This is a genomic window from Nitrosomonas sp. Nm34 (assembly GCF_900113925.1).
In the GTDB taxonomy this organism is placed as follows: domain Bacteria; phylum Pseudomonadota; class Gammaproteobacteria; order Burkholderiales; family Nitrosomonadaceae; genus Nitrosomonas.
Genome location: NZ_FORD01000005.1, coordinates 1 through 25,827 on the forward strand (window position 1 = coordinate 1; position 25,827 = coordinate 25,827).

27 protein-coding genes are annotated in these 25,827 nt (G+C 44.9%); 10 read left to right on the forward strand and 17 right to left on the reverse strand.

Translation table 11 applies throughout. The features are described from left to right. Nucleotides 1-239: 239 nt before the first annotated feature. Genes BM283_RS03230 through hsdR form a run of 4 tightly spaced genes read right to left on the reverse strand, consistent with a single transcriptional unit; the run spans nucleotide 240 to nucleotide 7,157 of the window. Complete coding sequence (locus tag BM283_RS03230; protein ID WP_090689434.1) at nucleotides 240-944, reverse strand: hypothetical protein; 705 nt, start codon at nucleotides 942-944, stop codon at nucleotides 240-242. A 13-nt stretch (nucleotides 945-957) separates the two neighbouring features. Then, nucleotides 958-2,295 (reverse strand): restriction endonuclease subunit S, encoded by a 1,338-nt coding sequence (locus BM283_RS03235; RefSeq protein WP_090689437.1) that lies wholly within the window; start codon nucleotides 2,293-2,295, stop codon nucleotides 958-960. Further along, nucleotides 2,292-3,761: a class I SAM-dependent DNA methyltransferase gene (locus BM283_RS03240; protein WP_090689440.1), complete on the reverse strand. Its 1,470-nt coding sequence runs from the start codon at nucleotides 3,759-3,761 to the stop codon at nucleotides 2,292-2,294. Before BM283_RS03240 ends, BM283_RS03235 begins: the two co-directional genes overlap by 4 nt. Before the next feature lie 21 nt (nucleotides 3,762-3,782). Further along, a complete protein-coding gene (hsdR, locus tag BM283_RS03245) occupies nucleotides 3,783-7,157 on the reverse strand; it encodes a type I restriction-modification system endonuclease (RefSeq protein ID WP_090689443.1) in 3,375 nt (1,124 codons plus the stop codon). A 303-nt stretch (nucleotides 7,158-7,460) separates the two neighbouring features. Here hsdR and BM283_RS03250 point away from each other — a divergent pair, with 303 nt between their 5' ends. After that, entirely contained in the window at nucleotides 7,461-8,330 is an 870-nt protein-coding gene (locus BM283_RS03250) for a restriction endonuclease (protein WP_217646425.1), read from the forward strand. Between the two features lie 86 nt (nucleotides 8,331-8,416). Here BM283_RS03250 and BM283_RS03255 read toward each other — a convergent pair whose 3' ends face one another. The 3 genes from BM283_RS03255 to BM283_RS03270 form a co-directional block, all read right to left on the reverse strand. Continuing rightward, nucleotides 8,417-8,671: a hypothetical protein gene (locus tag BM283_RS03255; RefSeq protein WP_046850705.1), complete on the reverse strand. Its 255-nt coding sequence runs from the start codon at nucleotides 8,669-8,671 to the stop codon at nucleotides 8,417-8,419. Between the two features lie 839 nt (nucleotides 8,672-9,510). Further along, nucleotides 9,511-9,900: a hypothetical protein gene (locus BM283_RS19230; protein ID WP_139225178.1), complete on the reverse strand. Its 390-nt coding sequence runs from the start codon at nucleotides 9,898-9,900 to the stop codon at nucleotides 9,511-9,513. Nucleotides 9,901-10,097: 197 nt separating this feature from the next. Then, nucleotides 10,098-10,478: a carboxymuconolactone decarboxylase family protein gene (locus tag BM283_RS03270; protein ID WP_090689455.1), complete on the reverse strand. Its 381-nt coding sequence runs from the start codon at nucleotides 10,476-10,478 to the stop codon at nucleotides 10,098-10,100. 919 nt (nucleotides 10,479-11,397) lie between these two features. Here BM283_RS03270 and BM283_RS03275 point away from each other — a divergent pair. The 4 genes from BM283_RS03275 to BM283_RS18595 all read left to right on the forward strand — a co-directional run bounded on the left by BM283_RS03275 (nucleotide 11,398) and on the right by BM283_RS18595 (nucleotide 14,346). Further along, nucleotides 11,398-11,952 (forward strand): acyloxyacyl hydrolase, encoded by a 555-nt coding sequence (locus BM283_RS03275; protein WP_090689458.1) that lies wholly within the window; start codon nucleotides 11,398-11,400, stop codon nucleotides 11,950-11,952. A 112-nt stretch (nucleotides 11,953-12,064) separates the two neighbouring features. Next, nucleotides 12,065-13,045, forward strand: coding sequence for an FtsH protease activity modulator HflK (hflK, locus tag BM283_RS03280; protein WP_090689462.1), 981 nt, complete (start codon nucleotides 12,065-12,067; stop codon nucleotides 13,043-13,045). After that, on the forward strand, nucleotides 13,042-14,028 hold the full coding sequence (hflC, locus tag BM283_RS03285) for a protease modulator HflC (protein ID WP_090689464.1): 987 nt from the start codon (nucleotides 13,042-13,044) through the stop codon (nucleotides 14,026-14,028). The genes hflK and hflC overlap by 4 nt, the downstream gene beginning before the upstream one ends. Nucleotides 14,029-14,196: 168 nt before the next feature. Next, nucleotides 14,197-14,346, forward strand: coding sequence for a hypothetical protein (locus tag BM283_RS18595; RefSeq protein ID WP_175492007.1), 150 nt, complete (start codon nucleotides 14,197-14,199; stop codon nucleotides 14,344-14,346). Between the two features lie 53 nt (nucleotides 14,347-14,399). Here BM283_RS18595 and BM283_RS03290 read toward each other — a convergent pair whose 3' ends face one another. Genes BM283_RS03290 through BM283_RS03300 form a run of 3 tightly spaced genes read right to left on the reverse strand, consistent with a single transcriptional unit; the run spans nucleotide 14,400 to nucleotide 15,338 of the window. Continuing rightward, nucleotides 14,400-14,672 carry a DUF5985 family protein gene (locus tag BM283_RS03290; protein ID WP_090689470.1) on the reverse strand — a complete coding sequence of 91 codons (273 nt, stop codon included), beginning with the start codon at nucleotides 14,670-14,672 and terminating at the stop codon, nucleotides 14,400-14,402. A gap of 10 nt (nucleotides 14,673-14,682) precedes the next feature. Next, the gene (locus BM283_RS03295; protein WP_090689473.1) at nucleotides 14,683-14,940 is read right to left on the reverse strand and encodes a DUF5985 family protein; all 258 of its coding nucleotides are present in this window, start codon (nucleotides 14,938-14,940) and stop codon (nucleotides 14,683-14,685) included. Between the two features lie 2 nt (nucleotides 14,941-14,942). Then, a complete protein-coding gene (locus tag BM283_RS03300; protein ID WP_090689477.1) occupies nucleotides 14,943-15,338 on the reverse strand; it encodes a hypothetical protein in 396 nt (131 codons plus the stop codon). 634 nt (nucleotides 15,339-15,972) lie between these two features. On the opposite strand from BM283_RS03300, the gene BM283_RS03305 reads away from it, so the two are divergent. After that, nucleotides 15,973-16,236: a hypothetical protein gene (locus BM283_RS03305; RefSeq protein ID WP_090689480.1), complete on the forward strand. Its 264-nt coding sequence runs from the start codon at nucleotides 15,973-15,975 to the stop codon at nucleotides 16,234-16,236. Nucleotides 16,237-16,282: 46 nt separating this feature from the next. On the opposite strand, the gene BM283_RS03310 is transcribed toward BM283_RS03305, so the two are convergent. Continuing rightward, a complete protein-coding gene (locus BM283_RS03310) occupies nucleotides 16,283-16,879 on the reverse strand; it encodes an HNH endonuclease family protein (RefSeq protein ID WP_090689483.1) in 597 nt (198 codons plus the stop codon). Nucleotides 16,880-17,128: 249 nt separating this feature from the next. Here BM283_RS03310 and eutB (BM283_RS19830) point away from each other — a divergent pair, with 249 nt between their 5' ends. From eutB (BM283_RS19830) to eutC, 3 genes are read left to right on the forward strand one after another with little or no spacing between them, the layout of a single operon-like run. Next, nucleotides 17,129-17,401: an ethanolamine ammonia-lyase subunit EutB gene (eutB, locus tag BM283_RS19830; protein ID WP_254776133.1), complete on the forward strand. Its 273-nt coding sequence runs from the start codon at nucleotides 17,129-17,131 to the stop codon at nucleotides 17,399-17,401. 2 nt (nucleotides 17,402-17,403) lie between these two features. Further along, nucleotides 17,404-18,543 carry an ethanolamine ammonia-lyase subunit EutB gene (gene eutB, locus BM283_RS03315; protein WP_254776135.1) on the forward strand — a complete coding sequence of 380 codons (1,140 nt, stop codon included), beginning with the start codon at nucleotides 17,404-17,406 and terminating at the stop codon, nucleotides 18,541-18,543. Continuing rightward, nucleotides 18,530-19,333 carry an ethanolamine ammonia-lyase subunit EutC gene (eutC, locus tag BM283_RS03320; RefSeq protein WP_090689486.1) on the forward strand — a complete coding sequence of 268 codons (804 nt, stop codon included), beginning with the start codon at nucleotides 18,530-18,532 and terminating at the stop codon, nucleotides 19,331-19,333. Before eutB (BM283_RS03315) ends, eutC begins: the two co-directional genes overlap by 14 nt. Nucleotides 19,334-19,397: 64 nt before the next feature. Here eutC and BM283_RS03325 read toward each other — a convergent pair whose 3' ends face one another. After that, complete coding sequence (locus BM283_RS03325) at nucleotides 19,398-19,694, reverse strand: hypothetical protein (RefSeq protein ID WP_090689489.1); 297 nt, start codon at nucleotides 19,692-19,694, stop codon at nucleotides 19,398-19,400. 397 nt (nucleotides 19,695-20,091) lie between these two features. After that, nucleotides 20,092-20,400 (reverse strand): hypothetical protein, encoded by a 309-nt coding sequence (locus BM283_RS17920; RefSeq protein WP_139225179.1) that lies wholly within the window; start codon nucleotides 20,398-20,400, stop codon nucleotides 20,092-20,094. A 96-nt stretch (nucleotides 20,401-20,496) separates the two neighbouring features. Between BM283_RS17920 and BM283_RS20445 the strand changes: the two genes are divergently transcribed. Beyond that, entirely contained in the window at nucleotides 20,497-20,637 is a 141-nt protein-coding gene (locus BM283_RS20445; protein WP_368086400.1) for a transposase, read from the forward strand. A 332-nt stretch (nucleotides 20,638-20,969) separates the two neighbouring features. Here BM283_RS20445 and BM283_RS18600 read toward each other — a convergent pair whose 3' ends face one another. The 4 genes from BM283_RS18600 to BM283_RS03350 form a co-directional block, all read right to left on the reverse strand. Continuing rightward, nucleotides 20,970-21,137 carry a hypothetical protein gene (locus tag BM283_RS18600; protein WP_175492008.1) on the reverse strand — a complete coding sequence of 56 codons (168 nt, stop codon included), beginning with the start codon at nucleotides 21,135-21,137 and terminating at the stop codon, nucleotides 20,970-20,972. Then, nucleotides 21,110-22,132: a hypothetical protein gene (locus tag BM283_RS03335; protein WP_090689493.1), complete on the reverse strand. Its 1,023-nt coding sequence runs from the start codon at nucleotides 22,130-22,132 to the stop codon at nucleotides 21,110-21,112. The genes BM283_RS18600 and BM283_RS03335 overlap by 28 nt, the downstream gene beginning before the upstream one ends. 1,012 nt (nucleotides 22,133-23,144) lie before the next feature. Beyond that, nucleotides 23,145-23,342: an entry exclusion lipoprotein TrbK gene (gene trbK, locus BM283_RS03340; RefSeq protein ID WP_090689497.1), complete on the reverse strand. Its 198-nt coding sequence runs from the start codon at nucleotides 23,340-23,342 to the stop codon at nucleotides 23,145-23,147. A 1,190-nt stretch (nucleotides 23,343-24,532) separates the two neighbouring features. Then, nucleotides 24,533-25,690 (reverse strand): site-specific integrase, encoded by a 1,158-nt coding sequence (locus BM283_RS03350; protein WP_090689503.1) that lies wholly within the window; start codon nucleotides 25,688-25,690, stop codon nucleotides 24,533-24,535. Between the last annotated feature and the right edge of the window lie 137 nt (nucleotides 25,691-25,827).

A 25,827-nucleotide genomic window follows, 5' to 3' on the forward strand; every position in this document is an offset into this window, starting at 1 on the left:
TCGCGGTTTCCCCCTTGCGTTTCACTACGGTTGTCGTTACTAACTCCGGTTATCTCCTCTCAGATAACAAGTTTTAACCCATGCCGGGCACACTAGGGTGCAATAAGTGAAACGCATTGCACCAGATGGTGAAATAGCACATACGGTGCAATGCCTTATAGTTATTGCTCCTTACGCGGGTTATGTCACGATTTATCTACTTAGAAAGCTAATTGGAATCCAGTTGAATCCGCCTGTATTTAGTTTGCGTTGATGCGCACATACACAAGCGGGTGCTCTGATTTTCCATTAAGTTTTTCAATAGCTGCTGAAACATGATATTGCCTAAGCCAGTGATGTAAACTTGCTCTGAAGGCTCTATTGACATAGCCGATTTTCTGTCCCTGGCAAATTACCAGCAAAGCATCTTGATCTACCGGGTTATTCTGATCAACTGCAAACTCAACTGGATCATCTAAGTGAATATTGCTTACATCTAGGCAGGAAGTATGACGTATACCAGCGACCTCCATGAGGTAATCACATGGGGTTTCGCATTCGGAGAAATCCGGAACCAAGGCAAACCCATCGCTTGGTAAACGTGCGCCCGTATAGCCGAGTAAAGCCATATCAGAGTAGTTAAACGGATAAGGCAGGCGATGTTGAGCAAGAAATTCAGCAAAGTCCTCACGATTACGCGGTGGTAAGCGGCGCAGCAATGATTCAATGACGCCTTGGCGTACCTCGTTATGTTTCAGTCGGAATGCTGGAAAATCTTTAAAACCTGCTTTTCTAGCTGCTTCAAAATCAGGGTTATCTTTCAGATACCGAAAAACGATCTGGCCGCTGTTTTCTTGACATATCTCACCAATGACGCGCCGCGTACACGAGGGTGCATTTAAATCCAGCGGTTGCCAAGTCATCAGCAACCGGGAAGGTTCGATAATATGGCGCAGAAAATTCATAAGAGCATCGTTTTTAACAAGGCGAGCTGTGGTTGTGCCTTGGTTTGGGTTTGATTTTGCTTTCAGCGCGGGATGATCGAATGCGCTCGAGCAACACGCTTGCAGGCTCGTCGCTGGGATTCTGCGGCACCAGTTCACCGCGAAAGGCTTTGGCGAGCAGGGCAGGAGTGAGTTTTTCCACTTGAGTGCGGGCGGTGGTGTAGCGGGCTTCTAGGCGGTCGGCATAGGCGAACAAGGCCTCGACACGACGCACGATTTCTTTTTGTTCATCTATTGATGGGCATGGAAACTCTAGATCATTAAGGATAGCAAGATTGATATTTTTCTGAGCAGTAGCAGGAGCAAAGGATTTTATTTTTTTGCTCATGACATCAATTGACCATTTAATAAATTCTGGCAGGCATTTCTCAGGATTATTAATAAAACCGACAACGCTATCCGGAAAGCATGCTGGGTAAGTAAGAATCGCAGTATCGGCAATATTTGCGGCAATCGTAATACACACAGTGCCAGATGGCCATAGCTTGCTCTGCGCGAGACCAAACTCGCTATAGGTTTGGCTATGAGTAATAATTATTCCACCAGATTGCGCTATATCACCAGTTTGGATAAATGGGTAAGGCCCTCCATACAGTCGTGAATCATTGCGTGGACGGTGCTTTGACTTGCCTCTGTTTAATTCTCCAACGTCAGTAAACTTAACAGACTCCCATTTTACTTTGTCACTATTGATTTTTTGCCAATCTTCAGTCAACTTCCCCGAGGTTGCAGCAACAAGTACTGCTTGGCGGAAGCGTTTGAGGATGGCGGGGATACGGTCGAGGCGTTCGCGGCAAGCATCTACTCGCACGAGGAGAGTATCGAGTTTGTCGGCGATGCGTTTTTGTTCGTTGAGGGGGGCGAGAGGCACACTCCATTCTTTTATAATTGATTGCGATATATTTGGTTGTGCACCTCCTTTTCCTGCTTCAACAAAAGAATTCTTTTGAGAACATAGGTAGTAATACAAATATTCCTTTGAAGTGAGATCTTTATTAGGAATTCCAACAGCACAAGCCTGATTCGTAGTTGCTTCAATACCGAGAATACTAGTTTTTCCAATAGTTGCTCCATACATCGCAATAACAACAGAGCCAGCAGGAAATAGCTTTGCGCTGGAATTATTCAGGCCTTCTTGGGAAATTGTTTCATCGGTTGTAATAATGATGCGTTGACCGAGTTCTCCTGTTTTTATCCACGGTATTCCACCACCATAATAGCTAGGGTTATTTCTTGATGGTGTTCCCCCAGATCCCCAAGAAGCGATTTTCCCTAACACACTCAAGGTCCACCCTTTAGGAAGATCACTCACGCCTCAATCTCCTCGATATCCTCACCCAACTCTTCCAAGATCCCGCGCAGTTCTACCAACGCCCCTTCAAGCTCATCCATTGCTTCGTTTGCCAGTAAAGCGGGTTCGTGCAATTCTTCATTATCGACTTGGCTCTCATCCTTGAGCCAGGCAATATCCAGGCTGTCACCACGCGCAGTGATTTCCTCGCGGGTAAAGACGCGAAATCTTGCAATTTCTGGATTTCCGCTTTGACGGGAATGACGGGATTCGGTGTTGTTACCATGCGGGTCGGCGCCGAAAAAGGCTTCAAATTCAGCGAAATGCTCTTGCGTGAGCTGGGTACGCTTGCCAAACTGCGGCATGTTGGCGCGCAGGTCATAAACCCAGACTGCTTGGGTGTTACCTTTGTCGCTTTCGCCGCGCGTGAAGAACAATACATTGGTTTTCACCCCTTGCGCATAAAAAATGCCGGTGGGCAGACGTAAAATAGTGTGCAGGTTGCATTTGTCCATCAGATCACGGCGGATATGCGTGCCGACATTGCTTTCAAACAACACATTGTCCGGCAGTACCACGGCAGCGCGACCACCGGGTTTGAGTGCGCGGTAGATATGCTGCAAAAAGGCAAACTGCTTGTTGCTGGTGGCATAGGTGAAATCATCGCGGCTCGGCAGGCCGCCACCTTTCTTGGTGCCAAACGGCGGATTGGTCAGGATCAAGGTGGCTTTGGGCAGCGCCGCACCTTCCGGACTCAGGGTATCGCCATAGCGGATGCCGCTATCGATGCCATGCAACATCAAATTCATCAGCGCGAGGCGGTGAGCGTCCTGCACATGTTCCATGCCGTAAAAGGTGTTGTGACGGTATTTGCGTTGCTGCACTTCGATCAGGGCATCAAAGTCATGGTGTGTGCGTAGATAATGATTAGCGGCAATGAGAAAACCCCCTGTTCCTGCTGCTGGATCCTGAATGATATCAGTGAGTGTCGGCTGCATCACCCGCACCATGCAATTGACCAGCGGGCGAGGAGTAAAGTATTGCCCAGCACCTGATTTCTTTTCATTCGCATTCTTTTCCAGCAGCCCTTCATACAGATCACCCAAATCTTCCCGATGCACGCTGTACCAGTCCAGCTTGTCGATTTCAGCCACCAGCGTGGAAAGAGTGGCAGGCTTGCGGATGAAGCTGCTGGCATTGGCGAATATTTCCTGCACCAGGGTGGAGCCATGATTGCCCAGGTAGATGAGCAGCATCTTGTAAAATTCCAGCCGATCCGGCGCAGCCCGCGCCTCCAGATCAGCCCAGCGATACCCTTCCGGTAGCTGATCTTCAGTGCCGGTTTCATTGGCCATTTTGAGGAACAGCAAATAGGTGAGTTCGGTGACGTATTGGTGGTAAGTGACACCGTCATCCTTGAGGATGTTGCATAGATTCCACAGTTTGCTGACGATATCGGAGGTGATTTTGTTATTGGGTAAAACCATGTTGTTTCTTCTTTCTATCAATTAAGCCGAGTGAGTATCCGGCCAGAGTGAATCGTTAAAGCTATCCAGCACTTGCTGTAGTTCACCATTGAACAGCTTGTCCAGGCGATTGAAATCGCCGCCTTCGCGCTTGAACACGAGATCGGGGTCATCCAGCGCTTCGCGGTCTACCAGCAGGTTGGCTTTGGTCTGGGCCGCGATGCGCTTGAGCCAGTCACGCTGCGGGGTGGTCCAGCCCCGGCTGGCGAGCAGTTTTTGCAGGGCGTGGTCGACACGTTCGCTGTAGGGCAGCAGCGCATCGCCAATAGCAGCTTGGCGGATATAGCCGATGATGCGCGCGGCAATATCCTGGTTGGTCATTTCGCGCCAGGCGGTCGCCAGGTTCGTTTCGGTGAAGCCGGCCTTATGGAGTTCCAGCTCCAGCTTGCGTAATTGCTTACGGGTAAGATCGCGTGGACGTGTGCGCACAGTCAGCAGCGCCGGGATATCGTTGCTGTGTTGCTGGATGAAAGTGGTAAACTCCTTGAGATAATCTTCCGGTTTCTTGCCCTTACCATAGCCGCGTTCTACTTTATGCAGTTTGTCTTCATGCTCGGAGATTAACACAGGTGAGGCTGCCCCTGCGCACTTGCGATCAAGGATTTCGCCCAGATCTGGGTTTTGAGTAAACCATGCCGCTACTTCATCAAGCGGCATCGCTTTAAGCTTGTGGATGAATGCTTCAGGCGTCATGCCGGCTTTGATTTCGAAATCACGGGCAGCTTGCTCTGACAGATGTCGTTTCTTACTTTGCAGTTTGGCGAGCAATTGATCACGTACCAGTTGACGGGCTTCCTCGCTCTTGACCGTGGCCAGTTCCTGCGTCAATTGGCTGAAGCTGATTTTAGGGTTAATTACGACGGGCTGCATGTCAGTCATATCCGCCAGGGTTGCAAAAATCTGTACCGCGTCAAACACACGGAAAGCTTCTTTGCCAATTTCATCACACAAGCGGGTCGCGCGCCCGAGCATCTGGTCAAACAATATACGACTGTTTACCCGGCGCAGGAAGACCAGATTACAAATTTCAGGTACATCGATGCCTGTGGTCAGCAAATCAACCGTCACCGCCACATTGGGATTCAATTCGTTCTTGTAACGGCGGATCAGTTGCAGCGGTTTATCCGCCGCGCCGGTAATTTTGATGACTGCATCATCTTCCACGCTGCCATAGTGGACTGCAAAAGCCTGTTTGAGTAAATCAACGACCATGTCGGCATGCGCGTCCGTGGCGCAGAAGATCAGCGTTTTTTGACGCGAAGCAGGGTCCAGCTCCTTTGCCAAATACTCACACACCACCCGATTGAACGATTCGGTAATGACTTTGCGATTGAAATCCTCTACTTCAAGCTTGAGGTCGTCAGGCGTTTTGAAAAGCTCGATCTGATTGTAGTGCCCGTTGAAAACCTTGATATTTTCTCCTGCTTTCCAGTTGATGCCCTGGATGGAGAGTTCAGTTTGAATCTGAATCGGCGGCTCGTAATCAACCAGATAGCCATCAATCACTGCTTCGCGATAACTGTAGGTATAAATCGGTAAACCAAAAATTTCAGTCGTGTGCAAGGCTGGCGTGGCGGTCAGTCCGATTTTATACGCATCAAAGTAGTCCAGCACACGGCGATATTTGGAAATGTAATCGTCAAAACCACGGAAAGTCATTTCGGTATCGGACAGTTCTCTGTCCAACAGATAGCCACGATGGCACTCGTCCACCACAATGCAATCGTATTGATCCACACTGGGTGGTTGTGCATCCTCCGCAGCAAACAGCAGGCGTTGCACCATGCCTTGTACTGTGGCGATGTGTACTGCCGTGTCGGTATCCGGGGTTGGCTCATCCAGCTCCTTGATATTGAAGATATTGGCGAAGGTTTGCAGGTTCTCCATGCGCGTATCTTTGAAGGCGTTCGCTGCCTGTTCACCCAGCGCTGAGCGATCCACCAAAAATAAAATACGGCGAAAACGCTGCACCTTGAGTAAACGGTAAATCAAGGCAATACAAGTTTTGGTTTTGCCCGTGCCGGTCGCCATGGCTAATAACATCGCACGTTGTCCCGCCTCAATGCCTTTTTCTACGGCAAGAATCGCTTGCTGCTGATAGTCTCGCAACGGAAAGCCGTAGTGGAAAGGGGCTTGCGCGAGTTGCGCGTGCGCTTTTGCTTCATCACGCTTGATGAATTCTACTAAACCTTCTGGCGTATACCAGCCATTGAGAGGATGGCCCAGATTATCTGCGCGGCGCAGATCACAGAACCAGATACCGCTCTTGGTGGCAAGCTGACGTAGGAATGGACGTCCATTTGCTGAGAAGGCAAAGGGAATGCGATAAACATTCTCGTTACCCCAATTCTCTGCGGGTAATACGGTTTCATTGCTGGGCGTGAAGGTGCGGCTGTAACGCTTAGCCTGCTGCAAGGCGCCGGAAACATCGATATGTTTACGCTTGGCTTCCACCACGGCGACCGGTGTTAAGCCGATAAACAATACGTAATCGGCTGGACCACTTTCAGTCGGCCATTCGGCAATGGCACGGTTGCGGTTTTTCTCAGGACGAGTACCTTTCTTAAATTTGAGTACTTCTGAATCCGCTTCCCAACCGGCTTGGCGCAGTTGCTGGTCGATGAGTTTGCGGGTATCGGCTTCATCCAATTGCACGGCATCCACAGCCTTATTGGCGGCAGCGACTATTTTTACCAGGACATCTTTGGGCTGCGCCACGGTAGCGTTCTGCTGTTTGAGCAAGCTTTTTTCAAGTGCGAGCTTGGCTTGCTCTGTCTCAGCGGCCATATTTTCCCAGAAAGCTTGTTCATCCTTGGCTTCGCGTAATCTGGCCTCGGTGATACTTAATTTCTCGGTTACCTCGGCATGCGTTGCCTGATAATCAGAGAGTTCTTTTTTCAGACGCTCCAATTCAGTCTGTAACTCGGCGCTTTCATTAGGTGGTGCTTGGGGTGGAATAAAAGGGCCCGATTTATAGTTGGCATCCCTGAAAGTACGATGAAACCATAACCCCATTTCCCTGGTGAGTTTAAGCGTGGACAGCGCAGTGCGATGATCGCCGGCTAGTGAATGACTGGCTGCATTTCCTGCACGCCGTACCTCATTGAACATTTGAAAGACTTCACGCGGCATGACGCTATTATCCTGCAATCGCCGCAGCAGATCATATTGCGTTTCTTCGGAAGAGATGTAGAGGCCGGTGCGGGCAGCCAGCAACTGAGCCAGAGATTCAGCTAACTGGCGTAGCTTGAGAAGGCAGGTATTGGGATCATCTGCGAAATACTTTTCAGCAAGCATACCAAGACGTAGCAATTGCTCATCATGCTGGCTCAATACTGAAAAATTTGATATGACCATTTATTCTTATTCTTTTTTTGAACTTCATCTTCCTTCCAGTCTTATATTCTAATGGCATTAACACAAAAACCATAAATATTCTGATGGGTGCGGACACTATCCAGTCACCTTACATCGCTTGTTACCTTTGAAGTAGCTGAAAAACAATCACAAAATCTGAACTAAATCCGGTTTGGTTGTTGCTGTTGTTTAAAGGCATGCATGAATTTGCAAGATAGCCGTCAGGTGTCTCATGGCAGTAAAACGCCACAATATAAAGTAATGTAATTTGCATAAGCTAATTTCAAGCTACTGGAGAAAATGATGGGAAGAAGAAAAGCTAGCCTTGCAGAAGATTTGATGGATATAACAGTTGCACTGCCGTGGTGGATGGGAGTTATTCTTGCTGTTATCGCCTATAGCATTTTGCAGCATTATGCTGTACTTGAACTGCCAACTAATGCTGTTCCGGGGAAGATGAGCCATGTGGTCATTGAGAAAATGGGTCGAACTTTTGCTTACTATGGGCAATATATTCTGCCACTGCTATTTTTATCCGGTGCGTTGGGATCTTTTATCAAACGGCGCAAGCGTAAGAATCTTATCCAAACTGTTGGCAAGGGAAAACTCAGTGAGGGTTTGCGCGATATTAGCTGGAGAGATTTCGAATTGTTGGTAGGAGAAGCTTTTCGCATACATGGATTTTCAGTTGTGGAAACAGGTGGGGGTGGGGCTGATGGTGGCATTGATCTGGTCCTTAAAAAAGAAGGAGAAGTTTTTCTCGTTCAATGCAAGCAGTGGCGAGCTTATAAAGTATCAGTCAACGTGGTGCGCGAGCTGCTTGGCGTGATGGTAACAAAAGGAGCAACGGGTGGATTCGTGGTAACCTCTGGAGTCTTTACAGCGGAGGCAAAGTCATTCGCCAAAGGGCGAAATATTGAATTGATTGACGGCTCTGCGCTTTCGATCATGATCGAGAAAGCGCGTGCGAATGTGTCGGTTTGTTCTTCTACTGAAGAGAAGGTTTCTCAGGCACCCTCACCAACACCTGACATACCAATAAATGCGCCCGACTGCCCCAAATGTGGTGGCTCAATGGTGCAACGGGTAGCCAAGCAAGGGGAAAAGGCAGATATCCCATTTTGGGGATGCGCTGAATTTCCCAAATGCCGAGGAATCCGAGTTACCAATTGAAGTAGTAAAGTAAGATCCTCTTTCTTGTGAGCATCAGGCGTTTTGCTTCATTTGCTGCATACTAAAAATCCTTCTTATCCTGTGTGTTACGCGTTAGCGTTACTATCAGATTTAGGTCTATTCATCAGCGCAATAATCGTTGCAGTGGGAATAAACCCATCAATCTGTTCAGTCACATCGAGCGCTTCTAGCCCATAGAGCAATCCGCTTGGACCAAACATGGCTGCGCAAAGGGCACAGCCGATCAGTTCTCCTCCAAAGGGAATGATGAAAAGCGTGCGCCCCAGTGTGAAATCAATTAAGTCAAAGAGTATGCATACGGCGAGTTTGAGCCCCCACATAGTACATTCCTATTAGTTATCTTTAAAAATGATAATGATATTTTGAGAATATGAATTTAATTTTTGTGAAAGAAGCATATCATTTTCTGGTGAGAATACTGGACAGCTACCTCCGCTTTTACGGAATGGCATTGGTAACAATTCGCTGATATCAAAAGTTTTAAGTTGAGGGTGATCATTTAGTCTAGTAGTCAAGCTGCCTATTTTGGTTCCAGGTGAAATAAATTGGATTAGTGAAAGTGCAGTTTCAGGTAAGCGTCCACACGCTGGTTTTTAACCTCAAGCAGGTTATGACATTGAATTTGGTTAAATAACGTTATGCCATACATAGGGCAAATCTGCTCTTAATATGCCAGCTAATTCCATTTCTAAATCAAAACAAACTTTGTCGGCTCTACCTGGCTATATTAGTTATACAGTCTGCGGCTCGCCTTCGTGTCATGTTAGATTTGGAAATGGAATCAGGCAAATTGAGAGGGAAAAGATTCCTAAGCCAAAGTTTCCGTTAATTTTGCGATTTTCTTGGCCTGACATTGCTGGATTTTTTGTTTCTATTCGCTTTGGTTGAATTTTCCTACAAGCCCATGTTGCTTATCTTGTTTATGGCGGCCAGGTTTATGCATGCTAATCTAATATACCCTTTTGGTAACAAATATGTTAGAGCGTATCGGAATAGGGGTAGGAGCGGGTTAAGACAGAACCTAATTAATACTTACAAACACAATACCTACAAAAAGGCCGCATATGCGGCCTTTTTCTATATCTGGCTTGAGATTGAATTGCTCATCCGCAATCTATCACTCTGGTAACGAGTAAGTAGTTAATAATCGAGCTGACTATTAATAACGCGAGGTACCAGGGGTACTAGGACTACCAGGAGCACTAGGAATACTAGGAGTATCGGGAGTACCAGGACTACGCGGGGTGCCAGTAGTGCCAGGACTAGAAGGAGTACCTGGAATAACAGAGCTACCAGGGGTGCCAGGACTAACAGGCGTACCCGTGGTGTTCGGACTAGAAGGAGTGCCAGGAATAACAGAGCTACTAGGAGCACTAGGAGTATCCGGACTAACAGGAGTAGTACGAGAACTATGAGGAGTTCCAGGAGTGCTAGTACTAGCAGCAGGGTTCTGATCATTTGTGATACTCTGAGCAAATACGATGCTGGTAAACATAAATGTACTAGCCAATATTGTTGTTCCTATGGATGTTAAAGTTAATTTATACATAACTTGTCTCCTTAATTTATCGCTAATGCATAGAAATCCTTGAAGCAATGAATAAATACAATCAAGGCAAACATACTTTATTATTTAACAATATAAAGTAGTGATAAATAACAAAGCAATAATGCAGGTGCTTACAGTTTTTATCTTTTATGTGGAAAACTTCGATTTATTGACCCACAGGATTTCACATAGAACCCTTATTTCTTATCAAGCTCTGCAAAAACTTCTTTGGCTACCAGTAGCGCATTCACCGCGGCCGGGAAGCCGGCATACACCGCCATTTGGATGATCACCTCCACAATTTCCTGTCGGGTGCAGCCAACGTTTAACCCCCCTTGGATATGGGCTTTCAATTCGGTAGGCGCATTGCCGAGGGTGGTGAGGGAGGCAATGGTGGCGATTTGCCGTTCTTTCGGTGACAAAACGCCACGCGAATAAATATCACCGTATGGAAATTCGATAATAAAGCGGGCAAAGTCAGGTGCGATATCCTTGAGGGTATCCATGACGCCCTCACCGATATGTCCATGAATTCTGGCAAGGGCTTCTTGTCCGCGTGTGTAGCGATTTGATTCCATCAGATTTACCTATGAAAGTTATTAGACCGTATCAATTTTATGCTTTTTTCGGGATGAATTCTCTCTGGCTACCTGCTTCTTTAAGATCTACATCAGAGGGATGCTAAGCTCGAGCCTTTGTACCGATAGCTAAAAGTGATTATCCACAATTTTCGTGGATAAGGCTGTGGGTAACTGGGTTATGTCGAGGGAGAGTAAGGGTTATTTCGACTGCTTTAAAAAGAAGCTAACATTTGCACATGGTCCGTCTTTATTTTCATTATGCCACTTTTACATCAAACCCGGCTTTGTTGGTTTTGCCCTGCCGTATTATTCATCCTATCTGCAGCTCTCTTTTACGCCATTTTTGATTTAAAAAGGGAATAAATGTTTTTTACCTTCTATACACATAAACAAGGAAACGCGATATCTCGATATTAATCCGTTTGGCTAATTATCTACCGAAAATAAAGTACATTTGCGTTTTAAATTATGGACAGGTTAATTTGAATATTACCCATTGAAATCCTTTATTCACAATTTTCGTGGATAAGGCTGTGAGTAACTGCTTTATGTTGAGGTAGGATAAGGATTATTTCAAGTGCCTCAAAATGAGGCTGGCAGTTTGTACCATATATTGACTGCTATTTCTGTCAGCGTTTTTTTGTCTCTAATTCCATTTCTAAATCAAAACTAATTTTGTCGGCTTCACCTTGCCGTATGATTGATACTATCTGCAGCTCGCCTTTGCGTCATTTTTGATTTAGAAATGGAATAACCTGAAAATCTAGTGAAGCTGATCTAGAGACGGGTGTATTTGAGATGAATTGAAGGATGCGATGTGATCTATAAAAATTTTTTTCATCAAAGATGGATAGACCAAATATCTCATCTGTTGTTAAATTACCTTCATAGAAATGTGAGGGGTATTTGTTTTATTATGCGCACTCAAATTATTGGGGGATTAATTTTCAGCCTGTCTTGTATTGTTTCCTCTGCTGGCTTTGCAGAGGAGCGGAAGACGCTTGCCTGGTTGCATGAGGTCAAGTTCGGCATACTGCACCATGATACCGGTGGTTTGTGGAGCGGTTTCAATCGCGAGAGCGGGGTTGATTTCAATCTGGAAGCCATTTTTTCACCTCATATCAAATTTCTCGGTGGCAGCATTCGTCCCGCCTTTGGCGGGTCGGCGAATACAGCGGGGGATACCTCCAAGTTGTATACGGATATTCGTTGGCAATACGAGCACACCAGTGGGGTTTTTTTCGGTATTGGTATAGGCGGGGCCGTGCACAACGGTAAACTTCATTTTGAGCAACATGATCGTAAGGCACTCGGGTCACGTGTGCTGTTTCATATTCCGATTGAGATAGGCTATCGCCTCGGCGCCAGAACCTCGTTGTCGGTTTATTTTGATCATGTGTCCAATGCCTTTCTCGCAGATGAGAATGAAGGTATGGATACCTTGGGAGGACGCTTCGGTTTACGGTTCTAGCTTTCCCATTCCATAGCAGTACATTCAATTCTTTTTGATCAAAAGGAGTAGCTGAAGTTAGGCTCTCTAACGCTGTTCCAAGCTGCTCACTCTTTTTAACGGGAGGTTGTAAATGAGCGATCTCAAGTTGATTCTGGGGCGCATTTTAAATGCATTGCCCATTTCTCCGTTGCTGGGAATGCTGGGTCTCATGCTGCTGATCGTGGCGTTGACTTCTACGTTTTATACCATTCCGGCCGAGTCGGAAGGAATTGTGCTTCGCTTTGGCAAATATATCGAAAAAGTTCCGTCGGGCTTACACGTCAAGTTGCCGTTTGAAATTGATACTGTGATCTCGGTACCGACGCAGCGGCAGCAGAAACTGGAATTCGGTTTTGCCACACCCGGGTATACTAATCCCGATCAGGCTGGTGATGAGCCAGAGCTGGAGAAATCGATGGTAACCGGCGATCTGAATTCAGCTCTGGTGGAATGGATCGTGCAGTATCGCATTACGGATCCTGAAAAATACCTGTTTGATGTGCGCGACCCTGGCCTGACTTTACGGGATATTTCCGAGGCAGTGATGCGCGAGGTCGTAGGCGACCGCACGGTCGATGAGATCATTACTATCGGTCGGCAAGAGATTGAGGAAACTGCCTTAGCGCGTATTCGTCTGCTGGCAGAACACTATCAGTTGGGGATGACCATTAACCAGGTGCAGTTGAAAAATGTCAATCCACCGGAGCCGGTGCAGCCCTCTTTTAATGAAGTCAACCGTGCCCAGCAGGATCGGGAAAATGCCATTAATCTGGCCAACGGCGAGTACAACAAAGCGGTGCCGCGCGCACGCGGTGAAGCCGATCAGAAAATACGTGCAGCCGATGGCTATCGCTTTAAGCGCATTAATGAAGCCGAGGGGGATGTGGCTGCCTTCAATCAGTTGCTGGAACAATATCTCAAAGCGCCGGAAGTGACGCGCACCCGTATCTATCTGGAGACCCTGGGTGAAGTTTTGCCGCAAGCCAGGCAGCAAATTATCGTGGACGATACGGTGCAGCAGATCTTGCCGATGCTGCCTTTTCCAACCAGACCAGTGGAGATGCCGCAATGAAACAGTCGATAAAAAGCATCGTATTTATCCTGGCGGTCGTGATTCTGGTAGCGATGTCTACTTATACGGTCAATCAGACCGAGCAGGTTATTATTACCCAGTTTGGCAAGCCGGTAGGGGATCCGATTACGACGCCGGGATTGCATTTCAAACTGCCTTTTATCCAGCGCGTGAATAGTTTTGATAAACGCTATCTGGCCTGGGATGGGCCGATGGTGGAAATGTCAACCAAGGATAAAACTTATGTGCAGGTTGATACGTTTGCCCGCTGGCGGATTCAAGAGCCGATGCGCTACTACCTGCGACTGCGGGATGAACGCAGCGCTCAGTCACGCCTGGAAGATATCTTGGGTAGCGAAACGCGCACAGCCATTGCGCGGCACGAGCTTATCGAAGCAGTGCGTTCGGATAAAGACCGGCAACCACTGCAGGATGAGAGCTTGGGTTCTCTCACAGGTACAGGCACACTGGGGCAATTACGGCCGATCAAAATGGGCCGTGCTGCGATCGAGCAAGAAGTGTTCGACGCAGCCGCACCTAAATTGGCAGAGTTTGGCATTGAATTGCTCGATGTCCGCTTCAAGCGCATTCATTACAATCAGCAGGTACTGGAACGCATTTATCAGCGGATGATCAGTGAGCGGTTGCAGATTGCGCAGCGTTTCCGTTCGGAAGGTGAGGGGGAGGCAGCACGTATCACTGGTAATAAGGAGCGCGATATTAACGAGATCGCATCGACCGCTTACAAGCGTGTTCAGGAAATTCGTGGTGAAGCAGATGCCAAAGCGTCGGAAATCTACGCCAAGGCTTATGCGCAGAAACCTGAAGCTGCCGAATTTTATAAATTCATCAAGAGCATGGAGACCTACCGCAAGATTGTTAATGGCGGTGCTACCCTGGTGCTTTCAACCGATAGTGAGCTGTTTGCATTGCTTAAACGAATCGAACAGAAAGGGCAGAAAGAGCATTCAATCAATGAATGAATCTGACTGCTAACGGCAGGTTTTGGCTAATGAGTTCAAGGCAGCTTATTCTTGTTGAGTAGAGATCAATGGGTATTTATGCTTAATATGCTTCCATTGCTTGCCATCCTCATGCTAATAGGCTGTGCGAGGGGACAACCATTCATGGGGCGCTTTATCTGATTTGGAATGATTAGTTTTGTCGCTGACCACAACGAGATTGTCGAAGTCATTCGCAAATGCTCTACGCTGCTTTTTTTGTCCAGCTATCGGCGCCATGCCGGTGGGCATGCGCGAGGGGCACAATATGGTCGATATCGACCTCTGAATCTTGGGTAAATATTTTTTCGGGTATATAGACGCTAAATTACTTCAAAAACAGATTTCAAATACTAATTATCACCTTGAGATTTATTTATCCGGTTCTTGTCAATAATCGCCACTAGGATCAGAACGAAGGAAAGAAGTCTGACCAAATAGTAAACCGGCTCATTCTCGCTGGCGTTATAGCTCAGCCCGAGCAGAATTCTGTTTATTCCTTCCAGAGTAAAAGACACCGCGAAAAAAAGAAAGAAACGGTCGTACGTTCTTTTCCAGAAACGCAGGAAAAACAATCCGATCGTCAAATTCGTCATGGCTATCGCCCCCAGCAACAATTGACTCATAATTTTATCCTTATTCCGAATCCCAGATCAGCCCGTACAAGAACACCAGAACTGCCGCAAATGCCACTAATAAACGAATCATTGAAAAGTCAAAGTACGATACTAGCAACTTGTCAACAACCAAGAGCGTGTTGTTCAACGTCAAGCCGATAAAACACAAACCACCCCAGAGCAGCAGTTTATACCCGCTCCGGTGATAAGCTTTCAGCAGAAGCCAAGCGCACAGCAAGGCGGTTAAAGCGCATAACAGATAAACCGCTCCGATCATTCTTATTTATCCTCCCTCCTTATGAATTTGAAGGCATCGGCAAACTTCTGGACCCTGCTTTGTGGCTTATTGTGGATCAAATTCGTGACAGGGATTAAATATTTCGCATAAATTTCAGCAACACGATTTACCATCTCTGCCAGTTCAGGCGAGTTTGGTTGATAAATGTAACTGATTAAATTGTTTTCCTTGACTGCCAGAAATCCCTGTGCATGGAGGTGCGCTAAAATTTCTTGGGTTTGCTGTGGATTTATATAGAGCCTGCGGGCTAATGTCGCGCTGTCCCATTCAATTTCCGCTTGATTGCGAAGGAGCAGGAGTCCTTCCAATTCAGCGACGGAATCAATCTTATCAATAATGAACTGCCGCACCTCTTCAGGAATCAATTCATCTGCCATAATTAAATTAGTTTAAAATATTTTTCCGGACAAGGGCAATGGTTCAGAAATTTTTAATTACTGAAACAAAAGAAAGTTAAGTATTTTTCAGATAATTAAAAAAGAAGGAGCGATTTTCAGGTAAAGTTATTTTTTGGGAATTGCAGATTTATAAATAACAAAACTTAAACAATAATTCATTTTTTGCAGAAATACGGATTTTAACAAATTACCGAAGAAAAATTCGGCTTTGTCCTTTCGAATGTACAGGAAAAATAAACATTCTTTTTAATAACAATGGAATATGCGGGAAACGGTTTGATCGTCAACCGAACGGAAAATCATCTGAAATTGGCAAAATTTGTGTTCGATCAGCCACAGAAAGTGTTGGGTTGAGGCTCTTTTTTTGCTATTTGCATGAAAGACGCCCAGGGGGAAGGTCAGCTCAATCATGAAGAGAGCTGTAAAATCTGGGCTGCGATTTAGCTAGTTCCGAATGGATCAAAGACCTGTACAGATGCTCTGGGTGGTGTCCGAGAGAACAAGCCGAGATGATCAAGAATTTTGGTGATCGCAGCTTTCTCCAGGATGGCGACGATGATTTCGTTTTAACATCACGCTTTTTGAATCTGACCTGTTTGATCAAAAAGTAGAAATGGCGCGAAATGACCTGCAATACTGGCGCAAGCTGAGCTCGGAATTCATCAATGAAGATGAGTTGATCGTATCGACCGCTTACAAGCGTATTCAGGAAATTCGTGGTGAAGCGGATGCCAAAGCGTCGGAAAACCACGCCAAGACTTATGCGCAGAAATCTGAAGCTGCCGAATTTCAAGAGCATGGTAAATCTAGCGCAAGATTGTTAATGGCGGTGCTACCCTGGTGCTTTCAACCGATAGTGAGCTTTTGCATTGCTTAAACGAATCGAACAGAAAGAGCATTCAATCAATGAATGAATCTGACTGCTAACGGCAGGTTTTGGCTAATGAGTTCAAGGCAGCTTGTTCTTGTTGAGTAGAGATCAATTGGTATTTATGCTTAATGTGCTTCCATCGCTTGCCATATTCACACCAATAAGCTTTGCGAGGGGGCAACCATTCATGGGGCGCTTTATCTGATTTGGCATGATTAGCTTTGTCGCTGACCACAACAAGATTGTCGAAGTCATTCGCAAATGCTCTACGCCGCTTTTTTGTCCAGCTATCGGCGCCATGCCTGTGGGCATGCGCGAGGGGCACAATATGATCGATATCGACATCTGAAGCTTGGGTAAATATTTTGCCGGTATAGACACCAAACCACTTCCCGGCTATAACCGTGCAGCGACGGGAATCTTTGAATTTAACAGGGGCTGTACTCGTCGCAATCAGTAATTCTTGTCGTGTATTCTGGCAATCTCCATCTGCGTCGATCCAGTGCGGCCAATCTTTGCGGTTATAGGGTTTGCTGGTGAGCGGAGTATCTACTTTTGGCGGGTGACGCCCGATCTGTTTATCTGTGGCGCAACCATGAAGCATGACCAAAGTAGCGATAAGCAGGAGGAATAGAAAAACATTTCTCATGGATCAAATTGACTTAATTTTAGGGGGAGCTATTGTGAGGGATTGGATGAGATTTGACTAGAATTTAACTGCTAATTACCTTTCATAATCAAACCTGACTTTGCCGGTTTCACCTTGCCGATTATTGAGATTGTTTGCGGCTCGCCTTCGCGTCAAGTTTGATTGGGAAATGGAGTAAAGGGGAAGAGGCGGCGGTTGGATAGGCTATCAGCTCGTGTTACACTGAAAAAAAACCTCATTGAGCTATTTATGGTCTACTGCTTCAGCATAGGCGCATTGCGCTATCAATTTAATGGTTTGAGAGAGTTGCTCGCCAAGGCGTCTCCCGCTCGTTCGGGTGATTGCCTGGCAGGGGTTGCTGCTGAGACTTATGCCGAGCGGGTGGCGGCACGAATGTGTTTAGCGGAAGTACCCTTAGCACGCTTTCTAGAGGAATTGCTGATTCCTTATGAAGAGGATGAAGTGACGCGCTTAATCATTGATACGCATGATAAGCAGGCGTTTAGCGAGATCAGCCTCTGACGGTGGGTGATTTTCGCGACTGGCTGCTTACAGACAGTACTGATTCCGTCATTTTAAAGCATGTGGCAGCAGGCATTACCCCGGAAATGGCCGCTGCTGTGTGTAAGTTGATGCGCAACCAGGATTTGATCTTAGTAGCAAAGAAATGCCAGGTAATTACTACTTTTCGCGATACGATTGGTTTGCCTGGCCGTCTTTCTGTCCGCTTACAGCCTAACCATCCCACTGATGATGCGTGTGGCATTGCTGCTTCCATTCTTGATGGCCTGTTATACGGTTCAGGTGATGCCGTCATTGGCATTAATCCGGCATCGGACAGTTTGTCTGCTATGAGGGATCTGTACTATTTGGTAGATGAGATCATTCAACGCTACGATATTCCCACCCAATCCTGCATTCTTACCCATGTTACCAATCAGATTCAGTTAATTGAAAAAAATATACCGGTCGATCTGGTCTTTCAGTCGATTGCAGGGACTGAAAAGGCGAACAAGCATTTTGGCATTGATCTCTCGTTGCTGCATGAAGCCAGATCGGCCGCACTCTCCCTTAACCGTGGTACTGTCGGTAATAATGTCATGTATTTTGAGACTGGGCAGGGATCAGCACTATCGGCCGATGCCAATTTCGGAATAGATCAGCAGACGTGTGAGGCACGAGCTTATGCGGTTGCGCGTCATTTCTCTCCCTTGCTGACCAATACGGTCGTTGGCTTTATCGGGCCGGAGTATTTATACGACGGAAAGCAACTCATTCGTGCGGGGCTGGAGGATCATTTTTGTGGAAAATTGTTGGGGGTACCACTGGGCTGCGATGTTTGCTACACGAATCATGCCGAAATTGATCAGGATGATGTGGATACCTTAATGACTTTACTTGCTGCTGCGGGTGTCACTTTCATCATGGGCGTTCCCCGTGCGGATGACATCATGCTTAATTATCAGTCTACCTCTTTCTATGATGCGCTTTATTTACGTAAGGTGATGGGGCTGGATGTGGCTCCAGAGTTCGAGCAGTGGCTGAAGCGTGTGAATATTATGAATGATCAAGGTAAGATCCAACCGGTGGAGCCGGCGCATCCTTTATTGCAAGGGATACCTGAGCATTTACTCAATTTTAAAACGCCCAATGAGAAAGCTTGATAAGCCCATCCTGAGAAGAGATCCTTGGCAACAGTTGAAGAGGTTCACTCGTGCACGGATTGCCTTGGGAAGAGCTGGCAGCAGTCTGCCAACAAAAGAGTTGCTGGATTTTACTTTATCGCATGCCATGGCGAGAGATGCGGTCCATCTGGCTTTGAATGTGGCCGCCCTTGCGCGGGAGTTAGAAGGGCAGGAGTTCTCTATTCAGCTGGTACATAGCAAAGCACCTGATCGCATGAGTTATTTATTACGACCAGATTATGGACGGCAGCTAAATAAGCAAAGTAGACGGCAGTTACAGGCCATCAAACCTGTCATTCCATCTGGTGCAGTTAATTTGGTTATTGTCGTTGGCGATGGATTATCTTCATTGGCTATTGAGCGCCATGCCAAGCCATTGCTTATCGAAATAAAAAAGAATATTCCTGAGCAATGGAAACTGGATCCTGTTGTGATTGCCTCACAGGCACGTGTCGCATTGGCTGATGAAATTGGGGAGTTGCTGGCGGCTGATATCGTTGCCATACTGATTGGGGAACGCCCAGGATTGAGATCACCTGACAGCTTGAGCATTTATATGACTTATGCGCCCAAGGTTGGTTGTAGTGATGCAGACCGGAACTGTATTTCTAATATTTGTTCCGAGGGGTTATCTTATGACACTGCCGCAAATAAACTGCTCTGGTTGGCAAAAGAAGCGATACGGCGAAAGCTGTCCGGCGTAGCGCTAAAAGATGAAGGCAGTATGCAAGAAATCGCAATTATTGACCAGCATAGAAAACTGCTTTAACTGTCCCTCTCTAAGCATATTTATTATTTAAGCAAAACTTAACAAAAGCTTATTTCGAAAACAGTTACTCATTATTTTTACCGGAACGATTCTTGATGGTAGACTCTTCAGGAATATTCTTGCGAGGCGGTGAATTTTCTGGAATGGCTTGTTCAAAAGGAATATCTTTATCAGGTTCCCGCTCAGGAGGATTTTCAACAGGATCTCTTCTCGGGAGATCCTTTTGAGGCGGTTCTTTTTGAGGCGGTTCTTTTTGAGGAGGTTCCTTTTGAGGCAGGTTGTCTGTAGGAATAGGGGGAAAAGTTGGTTCTACGCAAGGTGCATTATCACCTGGTCCGATGTCGATATTTCTTTTAGGCATGTTTGCTCCTTCACTGGGTTACTTGTATCCGTAGTACAGCTACTATCATGAGAACAGTGTTTTTATGTAAATCATGATAGTGAATATCTATTACTTAGTCAGTTCGTTATCACACATAATTTAGCGATCAGATTCTTAATCTATTGTTAATCTGAATTTAATTTGGTTCTTCCGGAAATTGCGTACATAGGAGCAGTAGCAGGTTAAAGAGGCGATGGGAAAGTAGAGCAAGACAGATTGAAATAGCCGCTATTATTTTTAATGATCAGGCTTTTCAAAATATCGACGAGTTTGCTCTATCACGCTTTTGGCATAATAGGTTATTGTTATCAAAGCACGCGACATATTGCAAATTCCATAGTCGTTCGATAAAAGAGGATCAGTTCGTCTAAGAGCCCTATTTGCCGAAGTCGCAAGGTATCTTGTCGAGGAAAAATGATTCGTTGCTTTCGAACGATACCGATAGGTCAAAAGGCTGTCTATATTGATCTTCCAGTCCAGCGGGTAGCATGTGCTCCAAGTGCCGTGCAGTGCGCCAGGTAAAGGTACGGTTTGCCGATGAATGGTTATACTCAAGTTGTTTAATGAAAAACTGACCAAGCTGTGCCGCGATCTGCAGCGAGAAGCAGAGAATGGGTTGGGTAATCCCGTTCTGAGAGGCATTCGTTGGCTGCTGCTCAAGCAATTCTCTAATTCCAATTTTCAATAAAAAAGTGAATAATTTTTTTACATAAAACTATTTACTTACAAGATATTACGTAAAACTATAATTTATTTTTCTATTCAAAATTAGAATAAAATCATTGCCGCTCATCATGCAGGTATTCTTGCTTATTTCGACTTCAATCGCTTATCAACTGGACCATTGGAAGGCATCAACAACAAGATCAAAACATTACACAAAATGGCTTATGGTTTTAGAGGGGTAGATTCTTTAAACTGAAAATTATGGCGTTGCATGAAACCAGTTATGTTCTGGTCGGTTGAATTCAAAGTACGTATTTACCGGATGAACCCAAAGAAACTACTCTGATTGGCAAAAGAAGCGATACGGCGAAACCTGTCGGGTGTAACGTTAAAGGATGAAGGCAGTTTGCAAAAAATTGCTGTTATTGAGCAGCATAGAGAGCTGCTTTAATTACAGCAAATAAAAATCCTGGTTATCTTAATCCAGATAGTTACTGCTTACGGTAAAGGTGAGTAATGTCTGGAGTTTCATAGCTACAAACCCCAGACTTCCTAAGAGGGGAGTAGATCCCCTCTCTTGATACGTTATTAACCTTCCGGAGTAATCACATTATCCCAGGTAGGCGGTTGACCAACCAGCGTGATCGATACATCATCGCCAAAGTTAACGATGAAGGTATCGGCCTCTATTTTGATATTGGTAATATGGCTGGCTATCTCATCACGAGTTAAACCATATCCGGTGAAGTCCAGCATATCTCCTTCTTGGCCATTATATTTGTCAATTTTCCAGTGGCCCAGATCATGGAACACAAAATTATCTGCTCCTTCGTCACCTTGGCAATGTTCATTAGGACGAGCGTCGACATGTTTATGACCACCATGACCTTTACCACCATGGTCATCACCTTTGCCGCCTGATCCGCCTGGGCCTTTACCGCCATGATCATCATCTTTGCCGCCTGGACCTTTACCACCATGATCATCTTTGCCGCCTGGGCCTTTACCGCCATGATCATCATCTTTGCCGCCTGGGCCTTTACCGCCATGATCATCATCTTTGCCGCCTGGACCTTTACCACCATGTCATCATCTTTGCCGCCTGGGCCTTTACCGCCATGATCATCATCTTTGCCGCCTGGGCCTTTACCGCCATGATCATCATCCTTGCCGCCTGGGCCTTTACCACCATGATCATCCTTGCCGCCTGGGCCTTTACCGCCATGATCATCATCCTTGCCGCCTGGGCCTTTACCGCCATGATCATCTTTGCCGCCTGGGCCTTTACCGCCATGGTCAACAACGACATCATCCCAACTGATTTGACCAGGATGGACTCCTGCCAATGTGATCTCTACATTATCACCAAAGTTAACGATGAGGTTATCTGCCTCAATTTTGATATTGGTAACACGACTAGTTAGTTCTTCGCGTGATAAACCATATTTGGAGAAATCCAGCTTGTCTCCTTGCGACGCATTAAAGTCATCAATTTTGTAGTGTCCGGCATCGTGCAAAATAAAATTATCTGCCCCTGATCCGCCAACGTAATGTGCGTCTGGAAGGACTACGATATTATCATCACCACTTGTGCCACTGGTAGCAGTAAGTACTGCAGTAGTATCCACGCTCCCCGTATCACCGGTAGAAGTGCTTTGTTGTTGGGAATCACTTCCAGCCAAATCTTTAATAGCATCAGTATTTGCATTGTCAACGCTTGTGCTCGTCATGTTTTCACTGCTTGTAGCCATTATTTTCTCCATTTATTCTAAGCTAATGTAACTAAATAATTCTTACCATCACGTTAATATTAAGAATTGCTATCGTATAAATTCTTTATATCCTCCTTTAATGCATATAAAAGTTGTGACAATTTATAAGTAGCAATATTCGTGCCAAGAAAAATTAATCTTATTAATTAATGTATTAGGCTAGTACATTAGAAGAAAATTGCAGAAAATGTCGCCAATAATTAATCAATTTTCATAAATATATTTGTTTAAGACATAACGCTTTGTTTTTAAATGGTTTGTTATGTCGTAAATTAACGACTATTTTTATGCTTAATACATAGGCACATGATTTTAAAAGGATTGATTTGTCGTTGATTAGGGGGGTGTGATATAAAAAGGAGCCTGGTTCTGAGAAAACCACTTGAATGTGCAAGTGAATTCAATGTCTTATTCTAGGTTTTATTTAAGGATAAGGGCTCAGTCGGCAAATTCTTCCTGGAAGCGCTAATAAGTGGGTTTATACTGATAGACAAAGCGAACTTATAAATTTGGGAAAAGCCGGAAACCGCTGGGCGAGCTTGAATTAGAGCGCTACCGAATCAAGCGTAAGTTGGCAGGAATTAAAATGGAGCGAGATTTCATAAAAGAGTGTGCGGCTTATTTCGCAAGGGAATTGCGGTGAAATACGGTTTATGCAAAAACTGGGTTTACGTTGTTAGCAAAAACGCAAATTCAAGGTAACTACTCATTCTAATCATTGCTTACCGTGCCGGTTTCCCAATATATTGAAAAGGGTTCAAATTGAGCGAAATTAAATAAATAGCTCGCGTAAGGGAAATTCTTGGTGACAGACCTTACATTTGACATTTTTCCTTCATTTTATCTGCTGATGTCAAATGCATGGTCTGACTAAAGTCTGCTAAAACTGGATCTGCTTCTCTTTGAAATTCAAAATTGCCCCCTTAACCTTGGCTTTTTCCAAAGTTCTAGAAACTATTCCGGAATGGGATCTGAATTTTTAGTGAGATGATTAATTTGCTTTGTTCAAAGCATCGCATTTATCGAGAAATGCTTGTCGTTCAGTTTCATTATTTCTAAAAGCTGTAAGCGCTTTCTCCATTCCTTTCCCCGAACAATTGACTGCATTGGCTTCGGGAGGTCCTCCGTCGCAACCGATGAGAGCGATACTAAGACCAATAATACAAACGACACTATATCTAGTATTCATCTAAAACTTTCCTCTATAAATTTTATTATGGCTGGACGATTGCTTGTTGATGATTGCTTGGCGTTGGTCGGTCATATCGACCATACAAACCTCACCCTATTATTCTACCTGAATTAGATAACGTTGTATTGCTGGCAATATTTATCAGAGATTTAAACCATTACCTTACTTATCGGATCATGTAGTCTAAGTGTTATAGCATATAGTTTTGTTCAAGCATTTCCTGGCGTAATGTAAAAAATAAGTCAATGCTTCGGGATCTGTCTTGCATTTATCGATCACCAAGTGATGGTCTTCTTCAGGTTCACCAATCTGAAAAAGCCATGCGCGAATGATTTTAAGATCGTTCGCTAAATTTTTTGATGGTTTAGATCGTATTAAATCTTGGCTATTTGATACAATCTCGGTACGAGCAAATTCCTGAGCTGGTCTATCCATAATAGAGGGGTCATTCGATTTGAATTTAAGTGTTTGCCGTTTAGGTTTGCTCATGGTTTTATTTAAATATTATGTGATATTGTTGCCAAGTTACTAATAAAAAAGAAAAAACATGATTGCTATGAGCAAAAAACTATGAAAGCGTTCCGACTATTTTTAGCTGTTTGTTTCAAACAGAAATAATAATCTTAATAAATACAATAATATAAAACTTGTGTAAGTGATTAGCAAGCTTTATGGTACTGATTATATTGATTTTTGTAATGCTAATAGCATGATGAATGCTGGCAACAATTTTATTGATATTGATTCATCTATTCGAGAATCTGATATTTTTGTTATATATATTTGATTTTTATTGGTTATTTTTAATAAAATGATTATTCAGGGGAGTTAGAAGTGGCTGAATTATTTGAATCATCATTAAGCAGGTGTGATTTCATTTTTAGAGTGATTGATTTTCAGGATTGTCTTTAATCTAAAAGTGGCTTTTGGATTTGAAGAGAGTTTTTTGCTTTTTTTCTTTTAAAGCATTTGATTTTGCATTCCATATCATTCCATCAAACATAGCAAACATAGTGCGAAGGCGAGCCGCTGGCAGTATCAATCATACGGCAAGGAGAACCCGGTAAAGTCGGTTTAGAGTTATAAATGGATTAAGACACGCTCACTCATGACTTCAAAATGAGGGACTTTAGATGCTCGGCAACCGGACAGGCGAAATATCCGTCCATCTCTTAAAAATCAATTACTTATTTCTTAATGTTGACCAAATGCTGACCAAACATCTCAAGCGCCTTGCTACCTTGTTTTGTATCTGATGGCATCCACCGAGCGTAAATCTGAGTGGTAATTAATACATTGGAATGCCCCATCTGCTGAGACACCCACGCTAAATTTTCTCCGGCAGAAAGCATCATTGATGCAAATGTATGTCTAGTTTGATATGGATTTCTATATCTCACATTTGCACATTTCAATAACTGAATCCAATACAATTTCCTGATTTGCTGATCACCGGTCCATGGCTTTCCACTGCGAGGATTAAAAAATATCTTTCCGCCTTGCAACAATGTATATTGCTTTTGATTAATTAACGCTTGCTCGACAGGCGGAAGAATGTCAATCTCGCGTGTTCCTCGTTTGGTCTTTGTGGTTTCGTCGGCTTTAGATGCGTAGGTTAGCGCCTTATTAACCTTGATTTTCTTTCTGTCCCAATCAATATCAGTCCATTCCAGAGCGATCAACTCTGAAGTTCTCATTCCAGTCCAGAAAAAGACAACACACTGATTCTTGATTTGTCCGGTTGCGGCCTCAATGATTGCCTGCTGTTCTTCCTGTGTGAATGGGTCAACGTGGTCTTTGGTAACTGGAGCGGCATTGCGCTGATATGTCCAGCCAAGCAGTGGATTCGATTGAATCAGATCATCGTGCGCTGCGTCCTGCAAAGCAGTTCTAATCGGGCTTAGGATGTTGGATAGTCTCTTGTTTGTACAATTCATGCCAGCAGTCCATGTCCTTATGTCTGCACGGCTCAGCGATGTTAATAATTTCTTCCCGAATTTAGGGATAAACAAATTCTCTATTATCTTTCTATAATTATCAGCTGTACTTGCTTTGAGAGTAGGCTTTTTATTAGCAAGCCACTCTCTTAGGTAAATCTCAACGGTGTATTGTGATGGCGCAAATTTAATAGCGTTTTTTGATTTCGGGAAAGTATAAGAATAATCAAATGTACCTGATTCAATAGCGCTAAGAATCGCCGCTCGATACAGCGAAGCTTTCTTTAAGTTAGCGGGGGTGGGCTTGAGGTTAAGACGCTCGCGGCAACGCTGGCCCTTGTAGTAGAAGTCGATCTCGATTGACGAATCACTTGACTCTCTGACGCCTGGATACTTGTTTCCACCCATGTATGATAACCCTCCATGTTAATTAGTATTCTGCCGTCAGGTGCTTTAGTGTACTCCTGGCCCCTAGTCCATTGGCCACGAGAAATCTTTTGCCTGATCGCATCTGGCGTGTATCCAGTTACCTGACAGAATTTTTC

Coding starts and splice junctions, on each gene's coding strand:
- BM283_RS03335 (WP_090689493.1), bottom strand. CDS start 22,132: ATGGCTACAAGCAGTGAAAACATGACGAGCACAAGCGTTGACAATGCA.
- BM283_RS03290 (WP_090689470.1), bottom strand. CDS start 14,672: ATGAGTCAATTGTTGCTGGGGGCGATAGCCATGACGAATTTGACGATC.
- BM283_RS03230 (WP_090689434.1), bottom strand. CDS start 944: ATGAATTTTCTGCGCCATATTATCGAACCTTCCCGGTTGCTGATGACT.
- eutC (WP_090689486.1), top strand. CDS start 18,530: ATGAGAAAGCTTGATAAGCCCATCCTGAGAAGAGATCCTTGGCAACAG.
- BM283_RS03270 (WP_090689455.1), bottom strand. CDS start 10,478: ATGGAATCAAATCGCTACACACGCGGACAAGAAGCCCTTGCCAGAATT.
- trbK (WP_090689497.1), bottom strand. CDS start 23,342: ATGAATACTAGATATAGTGTCGTTTGTATTATTGGTCTTAGTATCGCT.
- BM283_RS03305 (WP_090689480.1), top strand. CDS start 15,973: ATGGCGCGAAATGACCTGCAATACTGGCGCAAGCTGAGCTCGGAATTC.
- BM283_RS03295 (WP_090689473.1), bottom strand. CDS start 14,940: ATGATCGGAGCGGTTTATCTGTTATGCGCTTTAACCGCCTTGCTGTGC.
- BM283_RS03310 (WP_090689483.1), bottom strand. CDS start 16,879: ATGAGAAATGTTTTTCTATTCCTCCTGCTTATCGCTACTTTGGTCATG.
- eutB (WP_254776133.1), top strand. CDS start 17,129: ATGGTCTACTGCTTCAGCATAGGCGCATTGCGCTATCAATTTAATGGT.
- BM283_RS03255 (WP_046850705.1), bottom strand. CDS start 8,671: ATGTGGGGGCTCAAACTCGCCGTATGCATACTCTTTGACTTAATTGAT.
- BM283_RS18600 (WP_175492008.1), bottom strand. CDS start 21,137: ATGCTGGACTTCACCGGATATGGTTTAACTCGTGATGAGATAGCCAGC.
- BM283_RS03300 (WP_090689477.1), bottom strand. CDS start 15,338: ATGGCAGATGAATTGATTCCTGAAGAGGTGCGGCAGTTCATTATTGAT.
- hsdR (WP_090689443.1), bottom strand. CDS start 7,157: ATGGTCATATCAAATTTTTCAGTATTGAGCCAGCATGATGAGCAATTG.
- BM283_RS03275 (WP_090689458.1), top strand. CDS start 11,398: ATGCGCACTCAAATTATTGGGGGATTAATTTTCAGCCTGTCTTGTATT.
- BM283_RS03325 (WP_090689489.1), bottom strand. CDS start 19,694: ATGCCTAAAAGAAATATCGACATCGGACCAGGTGATAATGCACCTTGC.
- hflK (WP_090689462.1), top strand. CDS start 12,065: ATGAGCGATCTCAAGTTGATTCTGGGGCGCATTTTAAATGCATTGCCC.
- BM283_RS18595 (WP_175492007.1), top strand. CDS start 14,197: ATGATTAGTTTTGTCGCTGACCACAACGAGATTGTCGAAGTCATTCGC.
- hflC (WP_090689464.1), top strand. CDS start 13,042: ATGAAACAGTCGATAAAAAGCATCGTATTTATCCTGGCGGTCGTGATT.
- BM283_RS03240 (WP_090689440.1), bottom strand. CDS start 3,761: ATGGTTTTACCCAATAACAAAATCACCTCCGATATCGTCAGCAAACTG.
- BM283_RS03350 (WP_090689503.1), bottom strand. CDS start 25,690: ATGGGTGGAAACAAGTATCCAGGCGTCAGAGAGTCAAGTGATTCGTCA.
- BM283_RS03250 (WP_217646425.1), top strand. CDS start 7,461: ATGGGAAGAAGAAAAGCTAGCCTTGCAGAAGATTTGATGGATATAACA.
- BM283_RS19230 (WP_139225178.1), bottom strand. CDS start 9,900: ATGTATAAATTAACTTTAACATCCATAGGAACAACAATATTGGCTAGT.